The 19,987-nt window shown below is 60.1% G+C and carries 17 protein-coding genes; 8 read left to right on the top strand and 9 right to left on the bottom strand.

Annotation, left to right across the window (positions count from 1 at the left end; all coding sequences use genetic code 11):
• The first annotated feature begins 230 nt into the window (after positions 1–230).
• A complete protein-coding gene (gene gmhB / locus ACGTN6_RS03565; RefSeq protein ID WP_394589886.1) occupies positions 231–797 on the top strand; it encodes a D-glycero-beta-D-manno-heptose 1,7-bisphosphate 7-phosphatase in 567 nt (188 codons plus the stop codon).
• 143 nt (positions 798–940) lie between these two features.
• Here gmhB and gyrB read toward each other — a convergent pair whose 3' ends face one another.
• The 4 genes from gyrB to dnaA form a co-directional block, all read right to left on the bottom strand.
• Positions 941–3,361, bottom strand: coding sequence for a DNA topoisomerase (ATP-hydrolyzing) subunit B (gene gyrB / locus ACGTN6_RS03570; protein ID WP_394589887.1), 2,421 nt, complete (start codon positions 3,359–3,361; stop codon positions 941–943).
• Between the two features lie 11 nt (positions 3,362–3,372).
• The gene (gene recF, locus ACGTN6_RS03575; RefSeq protein ID WP_394589888.1) at positions 3,373–4,488 is read right to left on the bottom strand and encodes a DNA replication/repair protein RecF; all 1,116 of its coding nucleotides are present in this window, start codon (positions 4,486–4,488) and stop codon (positions 3,373–3,375) included.
• A gap of 18 nt (positions 4,489–4,506) precedes the next feature.
• Positions 4,507–5,610, bottom strand: a complete 1,104-nt coding sequence (gene dnaN / locus ACGTN6_RS03580; protein ID WP_394589889.1) for a DNA polymerase III subunit beta — start codon at positions 5,608–5,610, stop codon at positions 4,507–4,509.
• 70 nt (positions 5,611–5,680) lie between these two features.
• Positions 5,681–7,150: a chromosomal replication initiator protein DnaA gene (gene dnaA, locus ACGTN6_RS03585; protein WP_183388125.1), complete on the bottom strand. Its 1,470-nt coding sequence runs from the start codon at positions 7,148–7,150 to the stop codon at positions 5,681–5,683.
• Positions 7,151–7,666: 516 nt separating this feature from the next.
• Here dnaA and rpmH point away from each other — a divergent pair.
• From rpmH to mnmE, 4 genes are all read left to right on the top strand, one after another.
• Positions 7,667–7,801: a 50S ribosomal protein L34 gene (gene rpmH / locus ACGTN6_RS03590; RefSeq protein ID WP_008959105.1), complete on the top strand. Its 135-nt coding sequence runs from the start codon at positions 7,667–7,669 to the stop codon at positions 7,799–7,801.
• 11 nt (positions 7,802–7,812) lie between these two features.
• A complete protein-coding gene (rnpA, locus tag ACGTN6_RS03595) occupies positions 7,813–8,205 on the top strand; it encodes a ribonuclease P protein component (protein ID WP_183388124.1) in 393 nt (130 codons plus the stop codon).
• Positions 8,206–8,411: 206 nt separating this feature from the next.
• Complete coding sequence (gene yidC, locus ACGTN6_RS03600; RefSeq protein WP_394589891.1) at positions 8,412–10,091, top strand: membrane protein insertase YidC; 1,680 nt, start codon at positions 8,412–8,414, stop codon at positions 10,089–10,091.
• Positions 10,092–10,205: 114 nt separating this feature from the next.
• Positions 10,206–11,576 carry a tRNA uridine-5-carboxymethylaminomethyl(34) synthesis GTPase MnmE gene (gene mnmE / locus ACGTN6_RS03605; protein ID WP_394589892.1) on the top strand — a complete coding sequence of 457 codons (1,371 nt, stop codon included), beginning with the start codon at positions 10,206–10,208 and terminating at the stop codon, positions 11,574–11,576.
• A gap of 134 nt (positions 11,577–11,710) precedes the next feature.
• On the opposite strand, the gene ACGTN6_RS03610 is transcribed toward mnmE, so the two are convergent.
• The 4 genes from ACGTN6_RS03610 to rdgB form a co-directional block, all read right to left on the bottom strand.
• Positions 11,711–12,553, bottom strand: coding sequence for a 23S rRNA (adenine(2030)-N(6))-methyltransferase RlmJ (locus ACGTN6_RS03610; RefSeq protein WP_394589893.1), 843 nt, complete (start codon positions 12,551–12,553; stop codon positions 11,711–11,713).
• An 82-nt stretch (positions 12,554–12,635) separates the two neighbouring features.
• Positions 12,636–13,307 carry an OmpA family protein gene (locus ACGTN6_RS03615; protein WP_394589894.1) on the bottom strand — a complete coding sequence of 224 codons (672 nt, stop codon included), beginning with the start codon at positions 13,305–13,307 and terminating at the stop codon, positions 12,636–12,638.
• 37 nt (positions 13,308–13,344) lie between these two features.
• Entirely contained in the window at positions 13,345–14,517 is a 1,173-nt protein-coding gene (gene hemW / locus ACGTN6_RS03620; protein WP_394589896.1) for a radical SAM family heme chaperone HemW, read from the bottom strand.
• Positions 14,514–15,122: an RdgB/HAM1 family non-canonical purine NTP pyrophosphatase gene (gene rdgB / locus ACGTN6_RS03625; protein ID WP_394589897.1), complete on the bottom strand. Its 609-nt coding sequence runs from the start codon at positions 15,120–15,122 to the stop codon at positions 14,514–14,516. Before rdgB ends, hemW begins: the two co-directional genes overlap by 4 nt.
• Positions 15,123–15,502: 380 nt before the next feature.
• On the opposite strand from rdgB, the gene ACGTN6_RS03630 reads away from it, so the two are divergent.
• The 3 genes from ACGTN6_RS03630 to ACGTN6_RS03640 all read left to right on the top strand — a co-directional run bounded on the left by ACGTN6_RS03630 (position 15,503) and on the right by ACGTN6_RS03640 (position 19,101).
• Positions 15,503–16,177, top strand: coding sequence for a LuxR C-terminal-related transcriptional regulator (locus tag ACGTN6_RS03630; RefSeq protein ID WP_394589898.1), 675 nt, complete (start codon positions 15,503–15,505; stop codon positions 16,175–16,177).
• Between the two features lie 127 nt (positions 16,178–16,304).
• Positions 16,305–17,747, top strand: a complete 1,443-nt coding sequence (locus tag ACGTN6_RS03635; RefSeq protein ID WP_394589899.1) for a sigma-54 dependent transcriptional regulator — start codon at positions 16,305–16,307, stop codon at positions 17,745–17,747.
• A gap of 277 nt (positions 17,748–18,024) precedes the next feature.
• Positions 18,025–19,101 (top strand): transporter, encoded by a 1,077-nt coding sequence (locus ACGTN6_RS03640; protein WP_394589900.1) that lies wholly within the window; start codon positions 18,025–18,027, stop codon positions 19,099–19,101.
• 87 nt (positions 19,102–19,188) lie between these two features.
• On the opposite strand, the gene ACGTN6_RS03645 is transcribed toward ACGTN6_RS03640, so the two are convergent.
• On the bottom strand, positions 19,189–19,965 hold the full coding sequence (locus ACGTN6_RS03645) for a hypothetical protein (RefSeq protein ID WP_394589901.1): 777 nt from the start codon (positions 19,963–19,965) through the stop codon (positions 19,189–19,191).
• Positions 19,966–19,987 lie beyond the last annotated feature (22 nt).

The following is a 19,987-nucleotide window of genomic DNA, read 5'->3' on the forward strand; positions in this document are numbered from 1 at the left end:
GGGCTGCGGGCTGCGGGCTGCGGGCTGCGGGCTGCGGGCTGCGGGCTGCGGGCTGCGGGCTGCGGGCTGCGGGCTGCGGGCTGCGGGCTGCGGGCTGCGGGCTGCGGGCTGCGGGCTGCGGGCTGCGAAGATCTTCCAGCGACGGACGCAGTCCAGGCAAGCTTGGCATTGCCTGTTCCACGTGAAACACTCCCGACTCAGACTATCTGACATCTAGCCTGGAGCGCGATATGCCGCTTGCCGAGAAACTCGTCATCCTCGATCGCGATGGCGTGATCAACCAGGATTCCGACGAGTACGTGAAGACACTCGACGAGTTCCTGCCCTACCCCCAGGCCATCGAAGCCATTGCTCGACTCTCCAAGGCGGGTTGGACGGTGGCGGTGGCCACCAATCAGTCGGGGATCGCCCGAGGCTACTACGACGAGGCGACACTGGCAGCCATGCATGACCGGTTAAACGCCCTCGTCGTCCAGGGCGGCGGCGAGATTGCCCATATCGTGCACTGCCCGCACGGTCCTGGCGATGGCTGTGATTGCCGTAAGCCGCTACCCGGATTGCTCAAGCAACTGGGTGTCGAGCTCGAGATCGAGAACCTCGCGGGCAGCTGGATGGTCGGCGACAGCCTACGCGACCTGGAAGCCGGCGAATCGGTGGGCTGCCGACCCGTCCTGGTTCGTACCGGCAAAGGTGAAAGGACCCTGGCCAAGCATCCCGAACTTGCCGACGACGGCAGGACGTGCCTGTTCGACGACCTGGCCGCTTTCGTCGATTGGCTGCTCGAGAAGCATCCGTAAGCTGCGGGCTGCGAATCAGCAGTATGAAATCGACCGCAGTAACAGAAAACCCCGAAGGCTGAACCTTCGGGGTTTTCTTGTCGCTCGACGCTTGCAGCCCTGTTGGGCTAGAAGCGTTTCACGTGAAACATCGCCTCGCCCGGTTAGACGTCGAGATTGGCGACCAGGGCGTTACGTTCAATGAAGTCGCGGCGCGGCTCAACCTCGTCGCCCATCAGGGTGTTGAACATCATGTCGGCGGCCACAGCATCCTCGATGGACACTCGCAGCATGCGACGCGTTTCCGGATCCATGGTCGTTTCCCAGAGCTGATCGGGGTTCATCTCACCCAGCCCTTTGTAGCGCTGAATCGAAAGGCCGCGCTGCGCCTCGCTCATCAGCCACTCCAGGGCATCGTAGAAGCTGGCGATAGAGTGCTGCCGCTCGCCGCGGGCCACAAAGGCTCCCTCCTCGACCAGCCCGTCGAGAGTCTCGCCCAGACTGGCGATGGCACGATAATCGGCGCTGGTGAAGAAGTCGACGCCCCAGACATAGTCGGTGGTCACGCCATGGGCGGTGAGGCTCACCGCGGGAAGATGGAAGCCGCGCTCGTTGTCTTCCTCAAGGCGGAAGGTATAGCGAGGGCCGCCCTCGTAGGCCACCTGGGCATCCATCTCGGCCTGGAGATGTTCGATCCAGCTCTGCATGGTAATGCGATCACGCAGGCTCTCTTCGCCCTCGAGGTGCGCCGCATGCACGATCTTGCGCAGCACCACATCGGGATAGACACGCGACAGGCGGTCGATCCGGCGCATGACGTCACGATACTGATCCACCAGAGCCTGTAACTGCTCGCCAGCGATTCCCGGGGCATCGGCATTCACATGGAGACGCGCGCCATCCATGGCGGTAGTGGTCAGATAGTCGGTCAGTGCCTGTTCGTCCTTGAGATAGCTCTCCTGTTTGCCTCGCTTGATCTTGTAGAGCGGCGGCTGTGCGATGAATACATGGCCGCGCTCGATCAGCTGCGACATCTGCCGGAAGAAGAAGGTCAGCAGCAGGGTCCGGATGTGCGAGCCGTCGACGTCCGCATCGGTCATGATGATGATGGAGTGATAGCGCAGCTTGTCGGGATTGAATTCTTCACGCCCGATGCCGCAACCGAGCGCGGTGATCAGCGTTCCCACCTCGGCCGACGACAGCATCTTGTCGAAGCGCGCTTTTTCGACGTTGAGGATCTTGCCCTTGAGCGGCAGGATCGCCTGGGTACGCCGATCGCGCCCCTGCTTGGCGCTGCCGCCTGCCGAGTCACCCTCCACCAGGAACAGTTCCGACAGGCTAGGATCCTTCTCCTGGCAGTCCGCCAGCTTGCCAGGCAGCCCGGCGATGTCCAGAGCCCCTTTGCGCCGCGTCATATCGCGCGCCTTGCGTGCCGCCTCCCTGGCCCGAGCCGCATCCAACATCTTGTTGACGATGGCCTTGGCTTCGTTGGGACGCTCGACCAGATATTCCGAGAGCTGGCGGCCCATCTCCTGCTCGACGGCGGTCTTCACCTCTGAGGAGACCAGCTTGTCCTTGGTCTGGGAGGAGAACTTGGGATCCGGCACCTTGACCGAGATGATCGCGGTCAAGCCTTCCCGAGCATCGTCACCGGATGTGTTGACCTTGGCCTTCTTGAGCAGCCCCTCGGCCTCGATGTAATGATTCAGACTTCGGGTCAGTGCGGCACGAAAGCCGGCCAGGTGCGCACCGCCATCCCGTTGAGGGATGTTGTTGGTATAGCAGAAAATATTCTCTGCAAAGGTGTCGTTCCACTGCATCGCCACCTCTACGCCGACCCCGTCCTCACGCTCCACATTGAAGTGGAACACCGGGTTGAGCACCGTCTTGTTGGTGTTCAGATGATCGACGAATGCCTTGAGGCCGCCCTCATAGTGGAACAGCTCTTCCTTGCCACTGCGCTCATCCATCAATCGGATGGCCACACCTGAGTTGAGGAAGGAAAGTTCGCGCAGTCGCTTGGCCAGCACATCGTAGTGGAACTCGATGTTGTGGAAGGTCTCGGGAGATGGCTTGAAGTGGACCCGACTGCCGGCCTGCTCGGTCTTGCCTACCACGCCGAGAGGCGCCTCCGGCACGCCATGGCGGTACACCTGCTCGTGAACCTGCCCGTTGCGCCAGATGGTCAGCTTGAGCTCTTCGGACAAGGCATTGACCACCGAGACGCCGACGCCGTGCAGACCGCCAGACACCTTGTAGGAGTTGTCATCGAACTTGCCGCCGGCATGCAGCACCGTCATGATCACTTCGGCCGCCGACACACCCTCTTCCTCGTGCACGTCGGTCGGAATGCCGCGACCGTTGTCGCTGACGGTGATCGACTCGTCTGGATGGATCACCACCCGAATCTCGCTACAGAAACCCGCCAGAGCCTCATCGATGGAGTTGTCCACCAGCTCGAACACCATGTGGTGCAGGCCTGTCCCATCGTCGGTATCGCCGATGTACATGCCGGGCCGCTTGCGTACCGCATCCAGCCCCTTGAGGACCTTGATGCTCGATGAGTCGTAAGCCTGTTCGCTCATTGACTACTCCGTCATGAAGTCTGTCTGTCCGTTGGCAGCAGCTGCCCCTGCCCCGAATCAGTGCGTTTCACGTGAAACATCGCTACCGGCGTCTGCGTGCTCCACGAGCCGGCCAGAGCCTCCGGGTCGACACTGGTGATGAATGCCTGGCAGCGCATTTTCTCCAGCCAAGCGCAGAAAACCCGGCGGTGCGTGTGATCCAGTTCGGCGGGAAGATCGTCGATCAGATAAACGCAGGACTGGCCAGTAGCCTGCTCCAGCAGCCTTCCCTGGGCCAGCTTGAGGGCACTCACCACCAGCTTCTGCTGGCCTCGCGACAGCACCTCGACGGCAGGTCGCCTGTCGAGGCGAATGCCCAGGTCGGCCCGCTGAGGGCCCTGCTGAGTGAACCCCATCTGACGATCGGTCTCTCTTCCCTGATGCAGCACCTCCGCCAGGCAGCGCTTGCGATCCCACCCCCGTGAATAACGCAGGCTCAGGCCCGGAAGCTCTATCAGTCCAGCCAGGGTCTCGCTGAATACCGGTTGGAAGTCCGCCATCCACTCACGTCGCAAGGCATCCATCCGTTCGCCCCACAGCACCAGTTCCTGCTCCCAGGCATTCAGTGAAGCATCGTGTATTCTACCATGCCTGAGCAGGGCATTCCGATGCTTAAGGGCTTGGCGATAGCGCCGCCATGCATCGAGAAAGTCGTGTTTCACGTGAAACACACCCCAATCGAGAAACTCTCGGCGGCCAGCCGGGGATCCCTCGAGCAAGCGAAATGCATCCGGGTTGATCAGTTGCAATGGCAGCACTTCGACCAGCCCGGAAAGGCGCTCCAGCCGCTCACCGCCCAGGCGCAGCTCGAGTTCGTCGGCCTCTCGGTGGCGGCGCACGCCGATCGGCAACGGTGGAGTGCCCATCAGGCGCCCATGGAGGGTCAGGCTCTCGGCCTCATGGGAGATGGCATGGCGCAGCCGCCTCGTGCGGAAGGAGCGCCCCATCCCCAGCACGTGAATGCCTTCCAGCAGGCTGGTCTTGCCGCTGCCGTTGGTACCCACAAAAAGATTGATCCCCGGCCCTGGACTGAGCTCCAGGGCCTGCAGGTTACGCAGACCCTGAAAGACGAGACGATCTAAGGGCATGCAGAATCGACGCTGGCGTCAAAGACGCATCGGCATGACGACATAGAGCGCGTCGCCACCACCCGGCTCTTCCATCACCGCACTGCTGTTAGGGTCGGCCAAGGTCATCTGCACCCGATCCTCGTCAAGCACGTTGAGCACGTCCACCAGATAGCCGACGTTGAAGCCGATCTCCATGGCCGAACCGGCATACTCGATGGCCACGTTTTCCTCGGCCTCTTCCTGCTCGGGGTTGTTGGCCATCACCCGCAGGTTGCCTTCCTCGAGATTGAGGCGCACCCCACGATATTTCTCATTGGAGAGAATGGCAGTCCGCGACAGCACCTGGCGCAATTCGGCACGCTCGGCGATGAATACCTTGTCGCCGCCACGGGGCACCACCCGCTCGTAGTCGGGGAACTTGCCATCAACCAGCTTGGAGGTGAAGGTAAAGTCGCCGGTATGGGCTCGGATGTGGGTGGCGCCGAGGGTCAGGCTGACCGGTTCTTCTCCGTCGTCCAGCAGTCGCACCAGCTCGAGTACCCCTTTGCGCGGCACGATCAATTTCTGGGACGGCTCCAATTGAATATCGGCCGGCCGGGAACAGACGGCCAGGCGGTGGCCATCGGTCGCCACGGTGCGCACCAGGTTGGTAGCGAACTCCAGCAGCATACCATTGAGGTAGTAGCGTACGTCCTGCTGCGCCATGGCAAAGGAGGTCGCATCGATGAGATGCTTTAGAGTGCCACGAGGCAGGCTCAACTCTACGCTGCTCTGGCCGTCCTCGATGCTGGGGAATTCGGCGACCGGCAGAGTCGACAGGGTAAAACGCGAACGGCCGCTGCGCAGAACCGCCCTGCCCTCTTCCACGGACAGCTGAATCTCGGCCTGATCGGGCAATGACTTGCAGATGTCCATCAGCTTTCGTGCCGGTACGGTGATGCCGCCGGGCTGCTCCACCTGGCTTGCCACGGTACGCCCGATCAGCTCGACCTCGAGGTCGGTGCCGGTCAACGAGACTTGGTCCTGCTCGACCTGGATCAGCACGTTCGACAGCACCGGCAGGGTCTGGCGGCGCTCCACCACGCCGGCGACCAGCGCCAGAGGGCGCAGCAGCGCTTCACGGGAGATGGAAAATTTCATGTCGACTCCACTTCTCTTGTCCTGGAGGAATTGAGGCCGGCGACCCGACCGGTCGATCGCATATGGAGAATCAGCTGGTCAGCAGACGCAGTAGATTCTTGTAATCCTCGCGGATATCCGCGTTCTCTTCCTGAAGCGCCTGCACCTTGCGGCAGGCATGCAGCACGGTGGTGTGATCACGCCCGCCGAAGGCATCGCCGATTTCCGGCAGGCTATGATTGGTCAACTCCTTGGCCAACGCCATGGCAACCTGCCGAGGCCGAGCCACAGAGCGCGATCGGCGTTTGGAGAGCAGATCGGCGAGCTTGATCTTGTAGTACTCGGCCACGGTGCGCTGAATATTATCGACGCCTACCTGCTTGTCCTGAAGGGCCAGTAGGTCCTTGAGTGATTCGCGGATGAAGTCCTGGGTGATCGGCTTGCCCATGAAGTGGGAGTCGGCGATGACCTTCTTGAGTGCGCCTTCCAGCTCGCGGACGTTGGAGCGGATCTTCTGGGCGATGAAGAAGGCCGCATCATGAGGCAGGTCGACCTTGGCCTGATCGGCCTTCTTCATCAGGATCGCCACCCGGGTCTCCAGCTCCGGCGGCTCGATGGCGACCGTGAGCCCCCAACCGAAGCGGGACTTGAGCCGCTCCTCGACCCCGCTGATCTCCTTGGGATAGCGGTCCGAGGTCAGGATCATCTGCTGCCCCCCCTCGAGCAAGGCGTTGAAGGTGTGGAAGAACTCCTCCTGCGAACGCTCCTTGCCGGCGAAGAACTGGATATCATCGATCAGCAGCGCATCGACACTGCGATAGAAGCGCTTGAAATCGTTGATGGCATTAAGCTGCAGCGCCTTGACCATGTCGGCGACGAATCGCTCCGAGTGCAGGTAGACGACCCGGGCATTCTCCCGCCGCCCTGCCAGGGCATTGCCAACCGCATGCATCAAGTGGGTCTTGCCGAGACCGACACCGCCATAGAGGAACAGCGGGTTGTAGGCGCCGCCGGGATTCTCCGACACCTGGCGCGAGGCGGCCCGAGCCAGCTGGTTGGACTTGCCCTCGACGAAGGTCTCGAAAGTGAAGTTGGGATTGAGGCCGCTATTGTGCTTGAGACTACCCTCGACCTGCACCTGGCGCTCACCACCAGGCCGTCGAGCGGGCTCCGCCCCTTCGTCACGAAGCCGTTCGATCTCACTCTCGTCGGCGACATCCCCGCGCGGAGGCGTACGCACCGCCGGAGCACGCGGCGCGGCGGACACCGGATCGCCCAGCTCGCGGGGCTGCGGGGCAGGCGCCGCAGCGGCTCGGCGACTCCCCACGGTCAACACCACCTTGGGGGGCTTGGCAGGGGCGAGCTCGCGCATGAGCTCGCTGATCCGCTTGGCATACTTGTCACTCACCCAATCGCGCACGAAACGGTTGGGAGCCAGCAGCCGCAGCTGGTTGGCTTCCCCTTCCTCCGCCTGCAGCGGACGGATCCAGGTATTGAACTGCTGGGAACTCAGTTCGTCCTGCAGGGTATCGAGACACTGTTGCCAGAGAGCGAGCGACACGCGACCTCACCATTGGGTTGAAGAACGACCGGGCATTGTATCGTGCGATTGCCAGGTTATCCACATGAACCCAAGATTCCACCACGCCTGTGGATAATATGGCCTGGAAGCGCGGGAGAGAATGCGTGACACCTGGGCACATCCTCCGGCCTGTGGATAATGTCCGCAGACGTACACCGCTCCTCCACGGGGCCTCCACCTTTTTCCAATAGCCTATCCACACCAGATTGAATCGCTTAATTATTTGTATTTTAATTGAAAATCATGCTTATCCACAAAATCCTTCCCCATTAATAATAACAGGGTTTAATAAAAAGACTTATTTAGTAACTGTAGTAGCCATATGGGCCGATCATGGCCGGTGCCGCCGCTGGCGTCGCCAAGGAAAAATTGCGCCGCGGGCACAAAATCACTACAATTTCCGGTCCTGAGCCGAATCTACCCGGATTCCCCACCGGAACCCGGGCGCCTCTGAATCGCCGATTTGTTCCAAAAACCACGTGGGAATAACGAGTTATGAAACGCACCTTTCAACCCAGCGTTCTCAAGCGCAAGCGCGCGCACGGCTTCCGTGCTCGTATGGCCACCAAGAACGGTCGTGCCGTCCTGGCACGTCGTCGTGCCAAGGGCCGCAAGCGCCTGAGCGCCTGATCGCGGACCTCGTGTCCTGTCAGGGCTTTCCCCGGCGGCTGCGATTGCTGACCGCCGGGGACTATCGACGTGTCTTCGAGACGGCGGCCTTCAAGGTCCATGGCAAGGGATTAATGGCCCTGGCCTCGCCCAACCCCATGGGACATCCTCGCCTCGGGCTGATCTTCAGCAAGAAGAACGTGCGTCGAGCCGTCGACCGCAACCGTCTCAAGCGCCTGGCGCGCGAGTCCATCCGCCTGAGCCAGCATCGACTCCCTCCTGTGGATATCGTGCTGCTTGCCAGACGCGGCGTTCATGAACTCGATAACGCCACCGTCCATCGCCAGCTTCATGGCATGTGGCGACGGCTGGAACGCGAGGCTGCCAAGGCGGCGAAACATGATGCCCCTACGGCAAGTCAGTGATAATGCGCCTGCACACTGCTGTCGGCACCGCCAGGAGCCAACATGCGCATGATCATGCCAGACGCCCCCCTGCTTGACGCCGCCGCGCTTCCAAGGGACGCTCGGCGAGCCGACGATAGCCTGCCCTCGGCAGGCTTTTGCGTATGTCGGACCGTCGAGTGGCATCGTGCCATCGGATTGTTCACCACCCATCGAGCAGACCCCTCATGGATGTAAAACGACTCTTACTGCTGATTCCCCTGGCGGTCCTCGCCTACCTGATCGTCGTGCAGTGGAATCAGGATTACGGTCAGGTGGCTACCGCCCCCGAGGCCCCGGCCATTTCAAGCGCGGGCCAGGCGCCCTCGGCGTCTTCCGGCGATGATCTTTCGGTGCCTGCCAACCAGCAGGCGACGGCAGACATGGCCGGCAGCATTCCCGGCCAGGCCCCGGTCAGCAACAGCCGCGACCTGGTGGCCGTCGCCACCGACGTCCTGGACGTGCGCATCGATCCCCAGGGCGGCGACATCGTTTACGCCGCCCTCCCCCAGCATCAGTACGCCCTCGATTCCGGCCAGCCCTTCGTACTGCTCTCCGACAACCAGTCGCGCAGCTACGTGGCCCGCTCCGGCCTGCAGCTGGAAGGCCATCAGGGCCGCCTGACCTTTACCCCCGAACAGACCGAATACCGACTTGGAGATGGCGCGAACCAGTTGCAGGTTGACCTTACTGCCCAAGTCAACGGCGTCGACGTCATCAAGCGCTTCACCTTCGATCGCGACAGCTACGCGGTGAAGGTCGACTACCTCGTGGACAACCAGGGCGAGACCCCGGTCACGGCACGCTTCATCGGCCAACTGGTTCGCGATAACAGCAGCGACCCCTCGACCGGCCCGAAGATGGGCATGCGCTCCTATCTGGGCGCCGCCTACTCCACGCCCGAGGACAGCTACCTGAAGGTCGACTTCGAAGACATCAAGAACGGCAACTTCGAAAACCGCGACGTCGAAGGCGGCTGGGTCGCCATGATCCAGCACTACTTCACTTCGGCCTGGGCGCCGCCCCAGGACCAGAAGAACCTCTACTATGCGACCACCGACTCACAGGGACGCAACGTGGCGGCGTTCGCCGGAGCCTCGCAGAGCGTGGCCCCGGGCAGCGCCGCCGACCTGAGCGCCACCCTCTACATGGGTCCCAAGGTCCAGGATCGTCTCGAGGCGGTCGCTCCCCATCTGGAACTGACCGTCGACTTCGGCTGGCTGTGGTTCATCGCCAACCCGCTGTTCTGGCTGCTGGACCACATCCAGGACCTGATCGGCAACTGGGGCTGGTCGATCGTCATCCTGACCCTGCTGGTCAAGACCGCCCTGCTGCCGTTGTCCGCCAAGGCCTACAAGTCCATGGCACGGATGCGCAAGCTGGGTCCGGAGATGCAGCGCCTGAAGGAGCAGTACGGCGACGACCGCCAGAAGATGTCCCAAGAGATGATGAAGTTCTACCAGAAGGAGAAGATCAATCCTCTGGGCGGCTGTCTGCCGATCGTGGTGCAGATGCCGGTGTTCATCGCCCTGTACTGGATGCTGCTCGAGTCCGTGGAGCTGCGCCACGCACCCTTCATGTTCTGGATTCAGGACCTCTCGGTGAAGGATCCCTACTTCGTGCTGCCGATCCTGATGGGCGCCTCGATGTTCGTACAGCAGCTGCTGAACCCGACGCCGCCGGATCCGACCCAGGCGAAGATCATGAAGCTGCTGCCGGTGGTCTTCACATTCTTCTTCCTGTGGTTCCCGGCCGGTCTGGTGATCTACTGGGTGGTGAACAACATCACCTCCATTGCCCAGCAGTACTTCATCACGCGTCGGATCGAGGCCGATCCCAACGTCGGCAAGGGCATGAAGACGAAGTAACGGCAAGCCCCGTAGCGGCGTCTTCGCTCCTGCTCCAGACCCCCGCCTCGGCGGGGGTCTGGCGTTTGAGGGGCCGGATACGGACAATAGCGACGTCTCACCGAGGAGTCACCGATGGCCGAAAGCCTCTATCCACAGGACACCATTGCCGCCCTGGCTACGCCTCCCGGTCGTGGCGGCATAGGCATCATTCGCGTCTCAGGGCCCGCCTGCCGAGCGATCGCCGCCAGCCTGCTGGGGCACTGCCCAGCCCCGCGATACGCCCTCTATGGCCCCTTCCGGGGCGAACACGGCATGATCGACGAGGGGATCGCGCTGTTCTTCGAGGGACCGAACTCATTCACCGGCGAGGACGTACTGGAGCTGCAAGGGCATGGCGGCCCGGTGCTCATGGATCTGCTGCTGGAGCACTGCGTGCGGCTGGGAGCTCGCCTCGCTCGTCCCGGCGAGTTCTCCGAGCGCGCCTTCCTCAACGACAAGCTGGACCTGGCCCAGGCCGAGGCGATCGCCGACCTGATCGAGGCCAGTTCGCGGGGCGCCGCCGAGAACGCCCTGCGCTCGCTGCAGGGTGAGTTCTCGCGGCGAGTCGAGACACTGGTCCAGCGTCTGATCGAGCTGCGCATGTACGTCGAGGCGGCCATCGACTTCCCCGAGGAGGAGATCGACTTCCTGGCCGATGGCCATGTGGCGGGCAAGCTGGCCGAGGTGCAGAACGAACTGGGCGAAGTGCGCGCTGCGGCAGCACAGGGGGCGCTGATGCGCGAGGGCATGAGCGTAGTGATTGCCGGTCGCCCCAACGCCGGCAAGTCCAGCCTGCTCAATGCCCTCACCGCCCAGGAAACCGCCATCGTCACCGAGATCGAAGGCACCACCCGGGACGTGCTCCGCGAGCACATTCACCTGGACGGCATGCCGTTGCACGTCATCGACACCGCCGGCTTGCGCGATACCCCGGACGCCGTGGAACGCATCGGAGTCGCCCGAGCCTGGGAAGAAATCGCCAAGGCCGATCGAGTACTGCTGATGGTCGATGCCGCCACCACCGAGGCGCTCGATCCCATGGCCATCTGGCCAGAATTCGTCGAGCGCCTGGCGGACCCTTCTCGCCTGACCCTGGTTCGCAACAAGGTGGATACCAGCCACGAAACGCCCGGTCTCGACTTGTCCACAGCCACCCCGGTGGTGCGGCTGTCGGCGAAGACCGGCGAGGGTGTGGATAACCTGAAGGAGCATCTCAAGGCGATAATGGGATACTCGACGACCACCGAGGGACGCTTCTCGGCCCGGCGGCGTCATTTGGATGCCCTGGACCGCGCCGGACAGTCACTTTGTAACGGTGAGGCGCAGCTATCGGGTTACGGGGCCGGGGAGCTGCTCGCCGAAGACCTGCGCGACGCCCAGCAGGCGCTTGGGGAGATCACCGGCGAGTTCAGCGCCGACGACCTGCTGGGGGAGATCTTCGGCAGCTTCTGCATCGGCAAATAGGGCGCAGAAGTCGGGGCCTGGCACCGGCTTTCCGCCCCCCGCCGGGCGAGATCCGCGACAGCTCCTGCCTCGGCAAGCAAGCGAGTCGCTAGCGCCCGGCACACGCTCCGGCGTCGGGCATGCTCGCCACAATACTATTCTTCCACCCACCAGTCGCCGCGATGCCGGGCGGTGGGTCCCCACAGCGGCAGCAGCGCACCCATGGCCTCATTGATCCGCTCGCCGAGGCCCCAGGGCGGATTCACCACCAGCATGCCGCTGCCGTACATGCCGTGCCGCTCACCGGGATCGTCCAGCGTCAGTTCGCTGCGCCAGATCTTGCGCAGCCCGCCGTCGCGCAGGCTTTCCAACAGCACCTGATGGCGTCCGGCGGGCAGCAGCGGGTACCAGATCATGACTACGGCATGGCGCGCCTTGCGCATGGCCGAGAGCACGGTCTCGGCCACCTCTTCATACTCCGCCTTGCGCTCATAGCTGGGATCGATCAGCACGCACAGCCGCGGCGTCTTGACGGGCAGTGCTGACAGCAGACCCGCCAGGCCATCCCCATGGACATACCTCACCCTGCTGGCAAAGGCCTGACCGGAAAGATGCTCGTGCTCTCCGGGATGCAGTTCGAACAAGCGCAGCTGGTCCTGTTCCCGAAGCCGATGCGATAACCACCAGGGAGAGCCAGGGTAGTGATCGAGCGAAGCACCGGATTGGGCTTCGGCCAGTGCGGCCAACCAAACATCCAGCAGAGGGGTGCCGGCAAGCCTCGAGCGGGCCTCCCATAGACGCGCGACACCGTCCTGGTACTCCTGTAGCCGTGCCGTCTCAGCTGCCGCCAACGGATAGAGCCCGCGACCCGCATGAGTATCCATATACGTAATGGGTGTTTTTTTACGTAAAAGGTACTCGCCGACGGCATAAAGCGTCAGATGCTTGTGAACGTCGGCGAAGTTGCCGGCATGGTAGGCGTGCTGGTAGGAAAGCATGGCGGATATCGGGTATTCAGCAAGGAAAAGGCCCGCCCCCACGAGGGAGACGGGCCGGCGACGGGCGGCATGTGAGGCCTGATCAGCCCTGGTTGATGGGCGTCAGGGTGATCTCCACACGACGGTTCTGGGCCCGCCCGGATTCGGTGTCGTTGCTCGCTACCGGCTGGTTTTCGCCATAGCCGTTCATGTAGAGACGGTTGGATGCGACACCGGATTGCGAGAGGTAGCCGCCGACAGCCTGGGCACGGCGCTCAGAGAGACGCTGATTGTAGGCTGCATCGCCGGTGCTGTCGGTATGGCCGGCGATATTGACGCGCGTCTCCGGATATTGCGTCAGCACCGAGGACACGTCATTCAGGGCATTGCGCGCCTGCATGGTCAGCTCGCTGGAATCAAAGCCAAAGGTCACGCTGCTCGGCATGTTGAGGATGATGTCGTTGCCCTGTCGTTCGACACCGATACCGGTCCCTTCCATGCTTTGCCGCAGCTGCTCTTCCTGCTTGTCCATGTAGGCGCCGATACCGCCACCGGCGGCGGCCCCAACGGCGGCGCCGATCAGCGCGCGATCGCGTCGACTGGTGCTGCCGTCGCCACTGAGGGCCCCGGCGGCGGCACCGACCACGGCGCCGATGGCCGCTCCGGTACCGGTCTTGCTGCGCTGGGTCTGGCCGGAATAGGGGTCGGTGGTGGTACAGCCGACCAGGAGGACGGCGGCCGCCAGCGGCGCGATCATGCGAACGGTCTTGGTCATAATGTCGTCGACTCCATGTTGACGTATGGCAACGCGTCTAGCCCGTCTCATCGATCAGGGCCAGCAGTTCATTCAAGAATAATAGACCCTGAGGTGAGGCTCGAAGCCATTCCTCGTCTTCCACCAGAAGTCCTTTTTTTCTCGCCGCCTGGAGACAGGTCAGCAGCCGATCGACAGGATGCCCCGTATGGGCCTTCCAGATCGACAGTGGCACACCTTCAACTAGCCTGAGCGCGTTCATGGCGAACTCCAGCGGCAGCTCCCTCGGCGCGATGGCTTCACGCCCGGCCAGGAAACCACGGGGATCATGCTGTCGACGCAGATAGGCATCCGGCTGCCGGGTTTTCCACCGCCTCTCCATGTCAAGGCCTGAATCGCCCCAACGGCTAAGCTTGCCATGAGCGCCGGCACCGATTCCCAGGTAGTCACCGAAGCGCCAGTAGTTCAGGTTATGCCGCGCCTGACGACCAGACCGGGCGTAGGCGGAAATCTCGTAGCGTTCAAGCCCCGCCGCTTCCAATCTCTCGTGGCCCAGATCCTGAATGTCCCAGAGGATCTCTTCCTCGGGCAGCCGAGGTGGGTGCGAATGAAATTCGGTGTTCGGCTCCAGGGTTAACTGATACCAGGACAGGTGCTCTGGTGCCAACGACAAGGCTGTCTCCAGGTCTGTCATGGCCAGCTCAGGCGTCTGCCCCGGCAGGCCATGCATCAGGTCCAGATTGAGGTTGTCAAAGCCCGCCGCACGAGCTTCACCAACTGCGGCAAGCGCATCATCACCGCTATGGATACGACCAAGAGCGGTCAGTTGGGCGTGCTGGAAGCTCTGTACTCCGATCGAAAGGCGATTGATACCTGCCTCGCGATAGCCGGCAAAGCGACCGCGCTCCAGCGTTCCGGGATTCGCTTCCAGAGTAATCTCCATGTCCGCTGCCCACGGCAGTCGCGCCGACACGGCTTCCAGCAATCGTCGATAGAAGCTGTCCGACATCAGGCTGGGCGTACCACCGCCGATGAAGATGCTGACCAGCTCTCGACCCTCGGCCAGGGCGAGATCAGCGTCCAGATCGGCGATCAGCGCCGACAGATAAGCATCTTCCGGCAGATTCGCCGACGCACCCACGCCATGTGAATTGAAATCGCAGTAGGGGCATTTGCGTACGCACCAAGGAACGTGAACGTAGAGGGCGAGGGGTGGCAACGGCATGTTCATGCTGATAGCGACTGAGCATCGAGCTGAGTGACCAGGGCACGCAGGGCACGACCACGGTGACTCAAGCGATTCTTCTCTTCGCCAGGAAGCTCGGCGGCCGTCATGCCCCGCTCCGCTACCCAGAACAGCGGGTCGTAACCAAACCCACCATCACCACGGGCCTCAGTCAAAATGCTGCCATCCCAGCTCCGTTGAACGATCAGCGGGACGGGATCCTCCGCATGACGCAGCAGGACGAGGACACACCAATAGCGAGCCGTGCGTCTGTCGGCGGAGACTTCACTCAGGGCCTCGAGCAGATACGCGTTATTGCGCTCGTCATCCTTCGGCTCACCGGCGAAGCGTGCGGAATAGATTCCGGGACGCCCCTGCAAGGCATCAACGGCCAGCCCGGAATCGTCGGCCAGTGCCGGCAATCCACTGACACGGCTGGCTTCTCGAGCCTTGAGCAAGGCGTTCTCGACGAAGGTCAGCCCGGTTTCCTCGACGTCGGATACCGCGTAATCGGCCTGGGGCCGGACCTCGAAGCCCAACGGTTCGAGCAAGCGCCCGAATTCGCGCAACTTGCCAACATTACCACTGGCTAGCACCAGGGGAGTATTCATTCGTGCACCTCGCCCATCATGTTCATGGGGGCACATTCTAGGGCGAGGGGAGGAGGTAGAGGAAGGGAGTCAAGCTGGCATTGCTCAGATGGCTGGTGGATTCAAAGGCAAACGAGCCTGCACGGTGTGCAATTCTTCATATTGCAGGAATGAATAACTTCATACACCACTAGGACAAATCGCCTATAACACACTGATAATGCTGAGATGATTTATCAAAAACAGTTAATATTATAAAAAATATTGTCCATATAGCTAAAAGTTAGTAACAAAAGCTTACATTACGTCCGACACTTGAGATCAGAAGAAAATGAGCCATGAGCGGCAATGCTCGTGAAGGAGCATGAGCTACCTCAAACTCAGCCCCTTGAGGTTACAAAATGGTACAAGATAAGCGCCTGATCTTGCTGGTGACCGAGTCGAATCCGCAGTCACAGCTATTTGCCGACTATCTACGCCAGCAGCTAGGATGCTCGGTCAGCATCACTGCGCCGGGAACCGCCTGGAAGCCGCGCGATACCAACGATGTGCTGGTGCTTCTCGACGTTGACCATATGGCGGATACAACCATGCAGGCATGGCAGTCCCGTGCTGCAGAAAGGCCTCATACCTCACTGGCCGCATTCAATCTTCGTAATGAAGATCATGGCGTTGAAACGCTGTCCTGCATGCATCTCCAGGGCATTTTCTACCGTGATGATCCGTTGCCACTGATCTGCAAGGGGCTAAGCACGTTACTGGAAGGCCATCTGTGGATGTCGCGCTCGCTCATGGGTCGCATGCTGGAATTCTATCGCCAGCACCAGATCAATGCCTACCGCCCGGCATGCGGGCTCACCCAGCGGGAACTAGAAATCATAGGGCTACTCGGCTCAGGGGCTTCGAACATGGAGATCGCCGATCGCCTCTTCGTCAGTGAGCATACGGTCAAATCTCATCTCTACAATATCTTCAAGAAAATCGATGTTCACAATCGATTACAAGCTGTCAATTGGGCTCGCCAGAACTTGGGGGCACCGCCGCCGCTAACGGCCAGGAGGGCCAACGGAGAATGAGAGAGCCCAATGAGAAAAACCATCTGATGACATTTATCCAGCGATGCTAGCTTATCACGCTGGAGAAAGAATATTCTCAGATTCCATTTTCACTAATCAATCAAAGCCCTCATTCCAAGGTTATGCTATGAAAGCGACAAACGATTTGATCGTTGTTGGAAAAATGGATGGCCACCTTGATGAGATAGTCTCAGGACTCAAGGACAGAGACTGGAATATCACTCACGTCGAAAACATACAGAAGAGCCAGCGCACCCTGCACAATAAACAGGGTTTTCTTGTCGGTATCATTTACTTGGATACGGCATGTTTCGAAACACTATGGAGCATAGAGGGGATCCTCAACGAATTTTCTACTCGCTGGATTGCCGTCACTCCAGAAACGGTGATCAAGGATGCGTCGGCCTGCAGGATGATAAGCCGACTATTCAGTGGTTATCACACCATCTCGACCGACCTGGACAAGCTACATCAGTCGCTTTCCCATCAGCATTCGTTTGCCAGCCTGGTACTTGCACACCACGATGACGATAGGCTCGAGGAATGCCAGGATTGCCATATGGTAGGTGCTAGCCCTGCCATGAAGGCCCTGTATCGCACTATTCATAAGGTCTCCACGGTCGATGCCCCGGTTTTCATCCAGGGAGAATCGGGTACCGGCAAGGAATTAACGGCGCGAGCGATTCACGAAGAGTCTCTCAGGGCCAGTGCTCCTTTCAATGCTATCAACTGCGGTGCTCTGCCAGCCAATCTGATTCAGTCGGAACTCTTCGGGCATGAAAAGGGCGCCTTTACCGGTGCCAGCCAGCGCAAGGTCGGGATCATAGAAGGGACTGAAGGTGGGACCCTATTTCTCGATGAGATCGGCGACCTTCCCTTGGATATGCAGGTCAATCTACTGCGTTTCCTTGAGAATCGGACGATTCAGCGTGTCGGGGGGTTAAAGGAAATTACTGTGGATGTTCGCGTACTGGCTGCCACTCATGTGAACTTGGAAGAGGCCGTCGAGAAAGGAACTTTTCGCGAAGACCTGTTCCACAGGCTGAACGTCCTTCATATCAAGATTCCACCGCTACGGGAACGTGGAGATGACATAGAGATCCTGGCGAGACACTTCTTCGATCAGTTCGCCAATGAAAAGTCCATACAAGTGCGGGGGTTCACCAGGGAAAGTCTGGCCATCATGCGCCTTTATGAATGGCCGGGAAACATTCGTGAGCTCATCAATCGGATTCGCCGCGCAATGGTGATGTGCGAGCATTCCTTGATCAGGCCGACAGATCTCGGGCTCGAGCGCCGGCAATCAGCCTCGCGGTATGCCGAGAGCCTGGAGGAAGCACGAGACATCGCCGAACGCAGCGTCGTGATGGCAGCGTTAGCGCGAAACTCGTTCAATATTCAGCATACCGCTCGTGAGCTTGGCATCTCTCGGGTCACCCTCTATCGTCTGATGGATAAGCATGATATCAACCGTGGTAACGAAGCCACTGGCGGCAAGGGAGAATCCTGGAGACGGCATAGCACTTCTTCGAAAATCTTGCACCTGTCCAGCGTCAGCAAGAGCCGATAATGCCTTTTTGACCACTGCTTATCTTTTTGAAAGCCAAGGGATTATCCAATAAACGGTACTACAACATCACGTCAACGGTCCCATATGCCAGACTTCGTTCGAGGGGGCTTCACTCTTCCAATTGGCATCATGTTCATGATCATTCGAAATAACTAAATTGCTAATGAACAAGATCCAAAATTTGTTCTAGTCTCCTACTGAGGGGGATGGCTCTTCGATTCAGACGGAGCCATGAGCGCCACTCGGTCTCATACCAAAGGGATAGAGGGACAGCATAATGAAGCTTATCCACAGGGGTTTCGCTCTAGCGTGCGGCCTAGTGCCATTCTCACTGGCAAGTCAAGCCTGGGCACAGAGCAACGCTGACAATGACATCCAACCCGTCGGGCAGCGTCCTCCGCCAGCGGAAGAGGCACCAGAGATACAGGCCATTCCGGACATCGGCGGGGTCCTGACCCCCAAGGGGCGCCTGGTCATAGAGCCGGAGTTTCAGTATTCCCATGCCAGCGTCAATCGATTGACGTTTCGTGGGGTTGAAATCCTGAGCACGCTGCAAATCGGTGTGCTGGCTGCCGAGGACATTGATCGCGACACCTTCACCGCTGCCGTCACAGGACGTCTGGGGGTCACGGATCGTCTGGAAATGGAGCTGCGCCTGCCCTATCTGTACCGCGACGACACAGCCAACTTCAGCGTCAATGAAGCCGACGAACCTTTCGATCTCGAGAGAAGCCAGTCCGGTGATGGGCTGGGGGATATAGAGCTGGCGGCGCACTATCAGATGAACAGCGGCCGCGGAGGCGGCCCCTTCTTCGTCGGTAACCTGCGTTACAAGTCCACCACTGGGGAAGGGCCCTTCGACGTTGATCGTGACGACAACGGGATTGAACAGGAACTCGCAACCGGCTCCGGCTTCCACTCCATCGAGCCCAGCGTGACCATGCTGTTGCCATCGGCGCCTGCGGTCTATTTCGCCAACCTAGGCTATCTTTTTAACCTCAAGGATGACATCAACGAAGATGTTGGTGATGTTCGCGTCAAAGAGGTTGATCCCGGTGACGCCGTACGCATCAGTCTCGGCATGTCCTACTCGATCAATCCAAAGTCGTCCTTTACCTTGGGCTACAAGAACGACTTCATTCAGGAGACGGATACCACCTTCGTCAATCCCGATACGGGTAATTCCGTCACCCAGAGCACCCGAAGCCTGAACGTCGGCTCCATGCTGCTGGGATGGTCGTACCAGATGTCCAACGACACGGTCTTCAACCTGGGGCTCGAATTCGGGGTCACCGAGGATGCGCCGGATACGACACTGACCCTGCGGACTCCCATCGGACTTAATGTTTTCTAGATATATCGCTGGAGTGATATACATGAAAAAGGCTGCCAGTGGCAGCCTTTTTCAATACGCTTTTACAACGCTTCCGGCACATTACTTTCAGCGAGGTAATCCTTGGAGCGAGTTGAGAATCATGGCACGCTGTCGGGAAGCCTTCACTTCGCCAATGTTCATGACGTGCACACTGACGTCAACATCATTGCTGATGCTCAGCCCACTGGCAGTCGTCGATAGGCTACTGACGATGGCATTGCGAGTGATACGATGGAGCGCAGCAGTCATCCCACCGTCGGGATCACTGAAAAGCACGCCTGAAAAATCCGACAAGCCCGCCAAGTTAAGCTGACCGCGAATATCGGCAGCATTAACGCTATTGCCGACAGCTGAACTGCTTCCCGCACTTCCTACGCCACCGGCTCCTCCACCTGAAGAGAAGCTACCCCCAGTACCTTGCCCCACTCCGGAACCAGGGGCACCATTTCCGCCACTCGTCCCAATCGGTGTTACGGTCCCGCTACCTAATCCAGATTTTTCCAGTGTGCTGGACAATATCCTTGTTCCAGCGTTGTCGAAAGCCACCTGAGTGATGTAGCGCACCCTGTCGTTGATCATGGTGGTCAGCGTGGCACCGAAGCTCATGTCCATCCCTGCCAGCTTGAATCCGCCACGCAGATCCATCATGCCATCATCAGAAAGGATTTCCCCCCGGTAATAAATATCATGAGTTCCTGCTGAAAGAATTCCCGGCATATCCTCGGATGCGTTACCCGAACCCGCCACGGATATCAAGGAACCAGTCAGCAGGAACACCGCCCACCAGCGACCTCTACCACTTACTTTTCCCGCTGATGGACCACTGTTCATGTACATGCTCATGGTCGGTAACTCCTGTGAGAAT

The organism is Halomonas sp. B23F22_20, from assembly GCF_043496985.1.
Lineage (GTDB): Bacteria > Pseudomonadota > Gammaproteobacteria > Pseudomonadales > Halomonadaceae > Halomonas.

Bases quoted from the DNA above. Each gene is read 5' to 3' on its own strand.
- ACGTN6_RS03610 (WP_394589893.1), bottom strand. From the start codon at position 12,553: ATGCTTTCCTACCAGCACGCCTACCATGCCGGCAACTTCGCCGACGTT.
- gyrB (WP_394589887.1), bottom strand. From the start codon at position 3,361: ATGAGCGAACAGGCTTACGACTCATCGAGCATCAAGGTCCTCAAGGGG.
- gmhB (WP_394589886.1), top strand. From the start codon at position 231: ATGCCGCTTGCCGAGAAACTCGTCATCCTCGATCGCGATGGCGTGATC.
- ACGTN6_RS03645 (WP_394589901.1), bottom strand. From the start codon at position 19,965: ATGAGCATGTACATGAACAGTGGTCCATCAGCGGGAAAAGTAAGTGGT.
- ACGTN6_RS03630 (WP_394589898.1), top strand. From the start codon at position 15,503: ATGGTACAAGATAAGCGCCTGATCTTGCTGGTGACCGAGTCGAATCCG.
- rpmH (WP_008959105.1), top strand. From the start codon at position 7,667: ATGAAACGCACCTTTCAACCCAGCGTTCTCAAGCGCAAGCGCGCGCAC.
- ACGTN6_RS03615 (WP_394589894.1), bottom strand. From the start codon at position 13,307: ATGACCAAGACCGTTCGCATGATCGCGCCGCTGGCGGCCGCCGTCCTC.
- dnaN (WP_394589889.1), bottom strand. From the start codon at position 5,610: ATGAAATTTTCCATCTCCCGTGAAGCGCTGCTGCGCCCTCTGGCGCTG.
- rdgB (WP_394589897.1), bottom strand. From the start codon at position 15,122: ATGAATACTCCCCTGGTGCTAGCCAGTGGTAATGTTGGCAAGTTGCGC.
- ACGTN6_RS03640 (WP_394589900.1), top strand. From the start codon at position 18,025: ATGAAGCTTATCCACAGGGGTTTCGCTCTAGCGTGCGGCCTAGTGCCA.
- yidC (WP_394589891.1), top strand. From the start codon at position 8,412: ATGGATGTAAAACGACTCTTACTGCTGATTCCCCTGGCGGTCCTCGCC.
- ACGTN6_RS03635 (WP_394589899.1), top strand. From the start codon at position 16,305: ATGAAAGCGACAAACGATTTGATCGTTGTTGGAAAAATGGATGGCCAC.
- hemW (WP_394589896.1), bottom strand. From the start codon at position 14,517: ATGAACATGCCGTTGCCACCCCTCGCCCTCTACGTTCACGTTCCTTGG.
- mnmE (WP_394589892.1), top strand. From the start codon at position 10,206: ATGGCCGAAAGCCTCTATCCACAGGACACCATTGCCGCCCTGGCTACG.
- recF (WP_394589888.1), bottom strand. From the start codon at position 4,488: ATGCCCTTAGATCGTCTCGTCTTTCAGGGTCTGCGTAACCTGCAGGCC.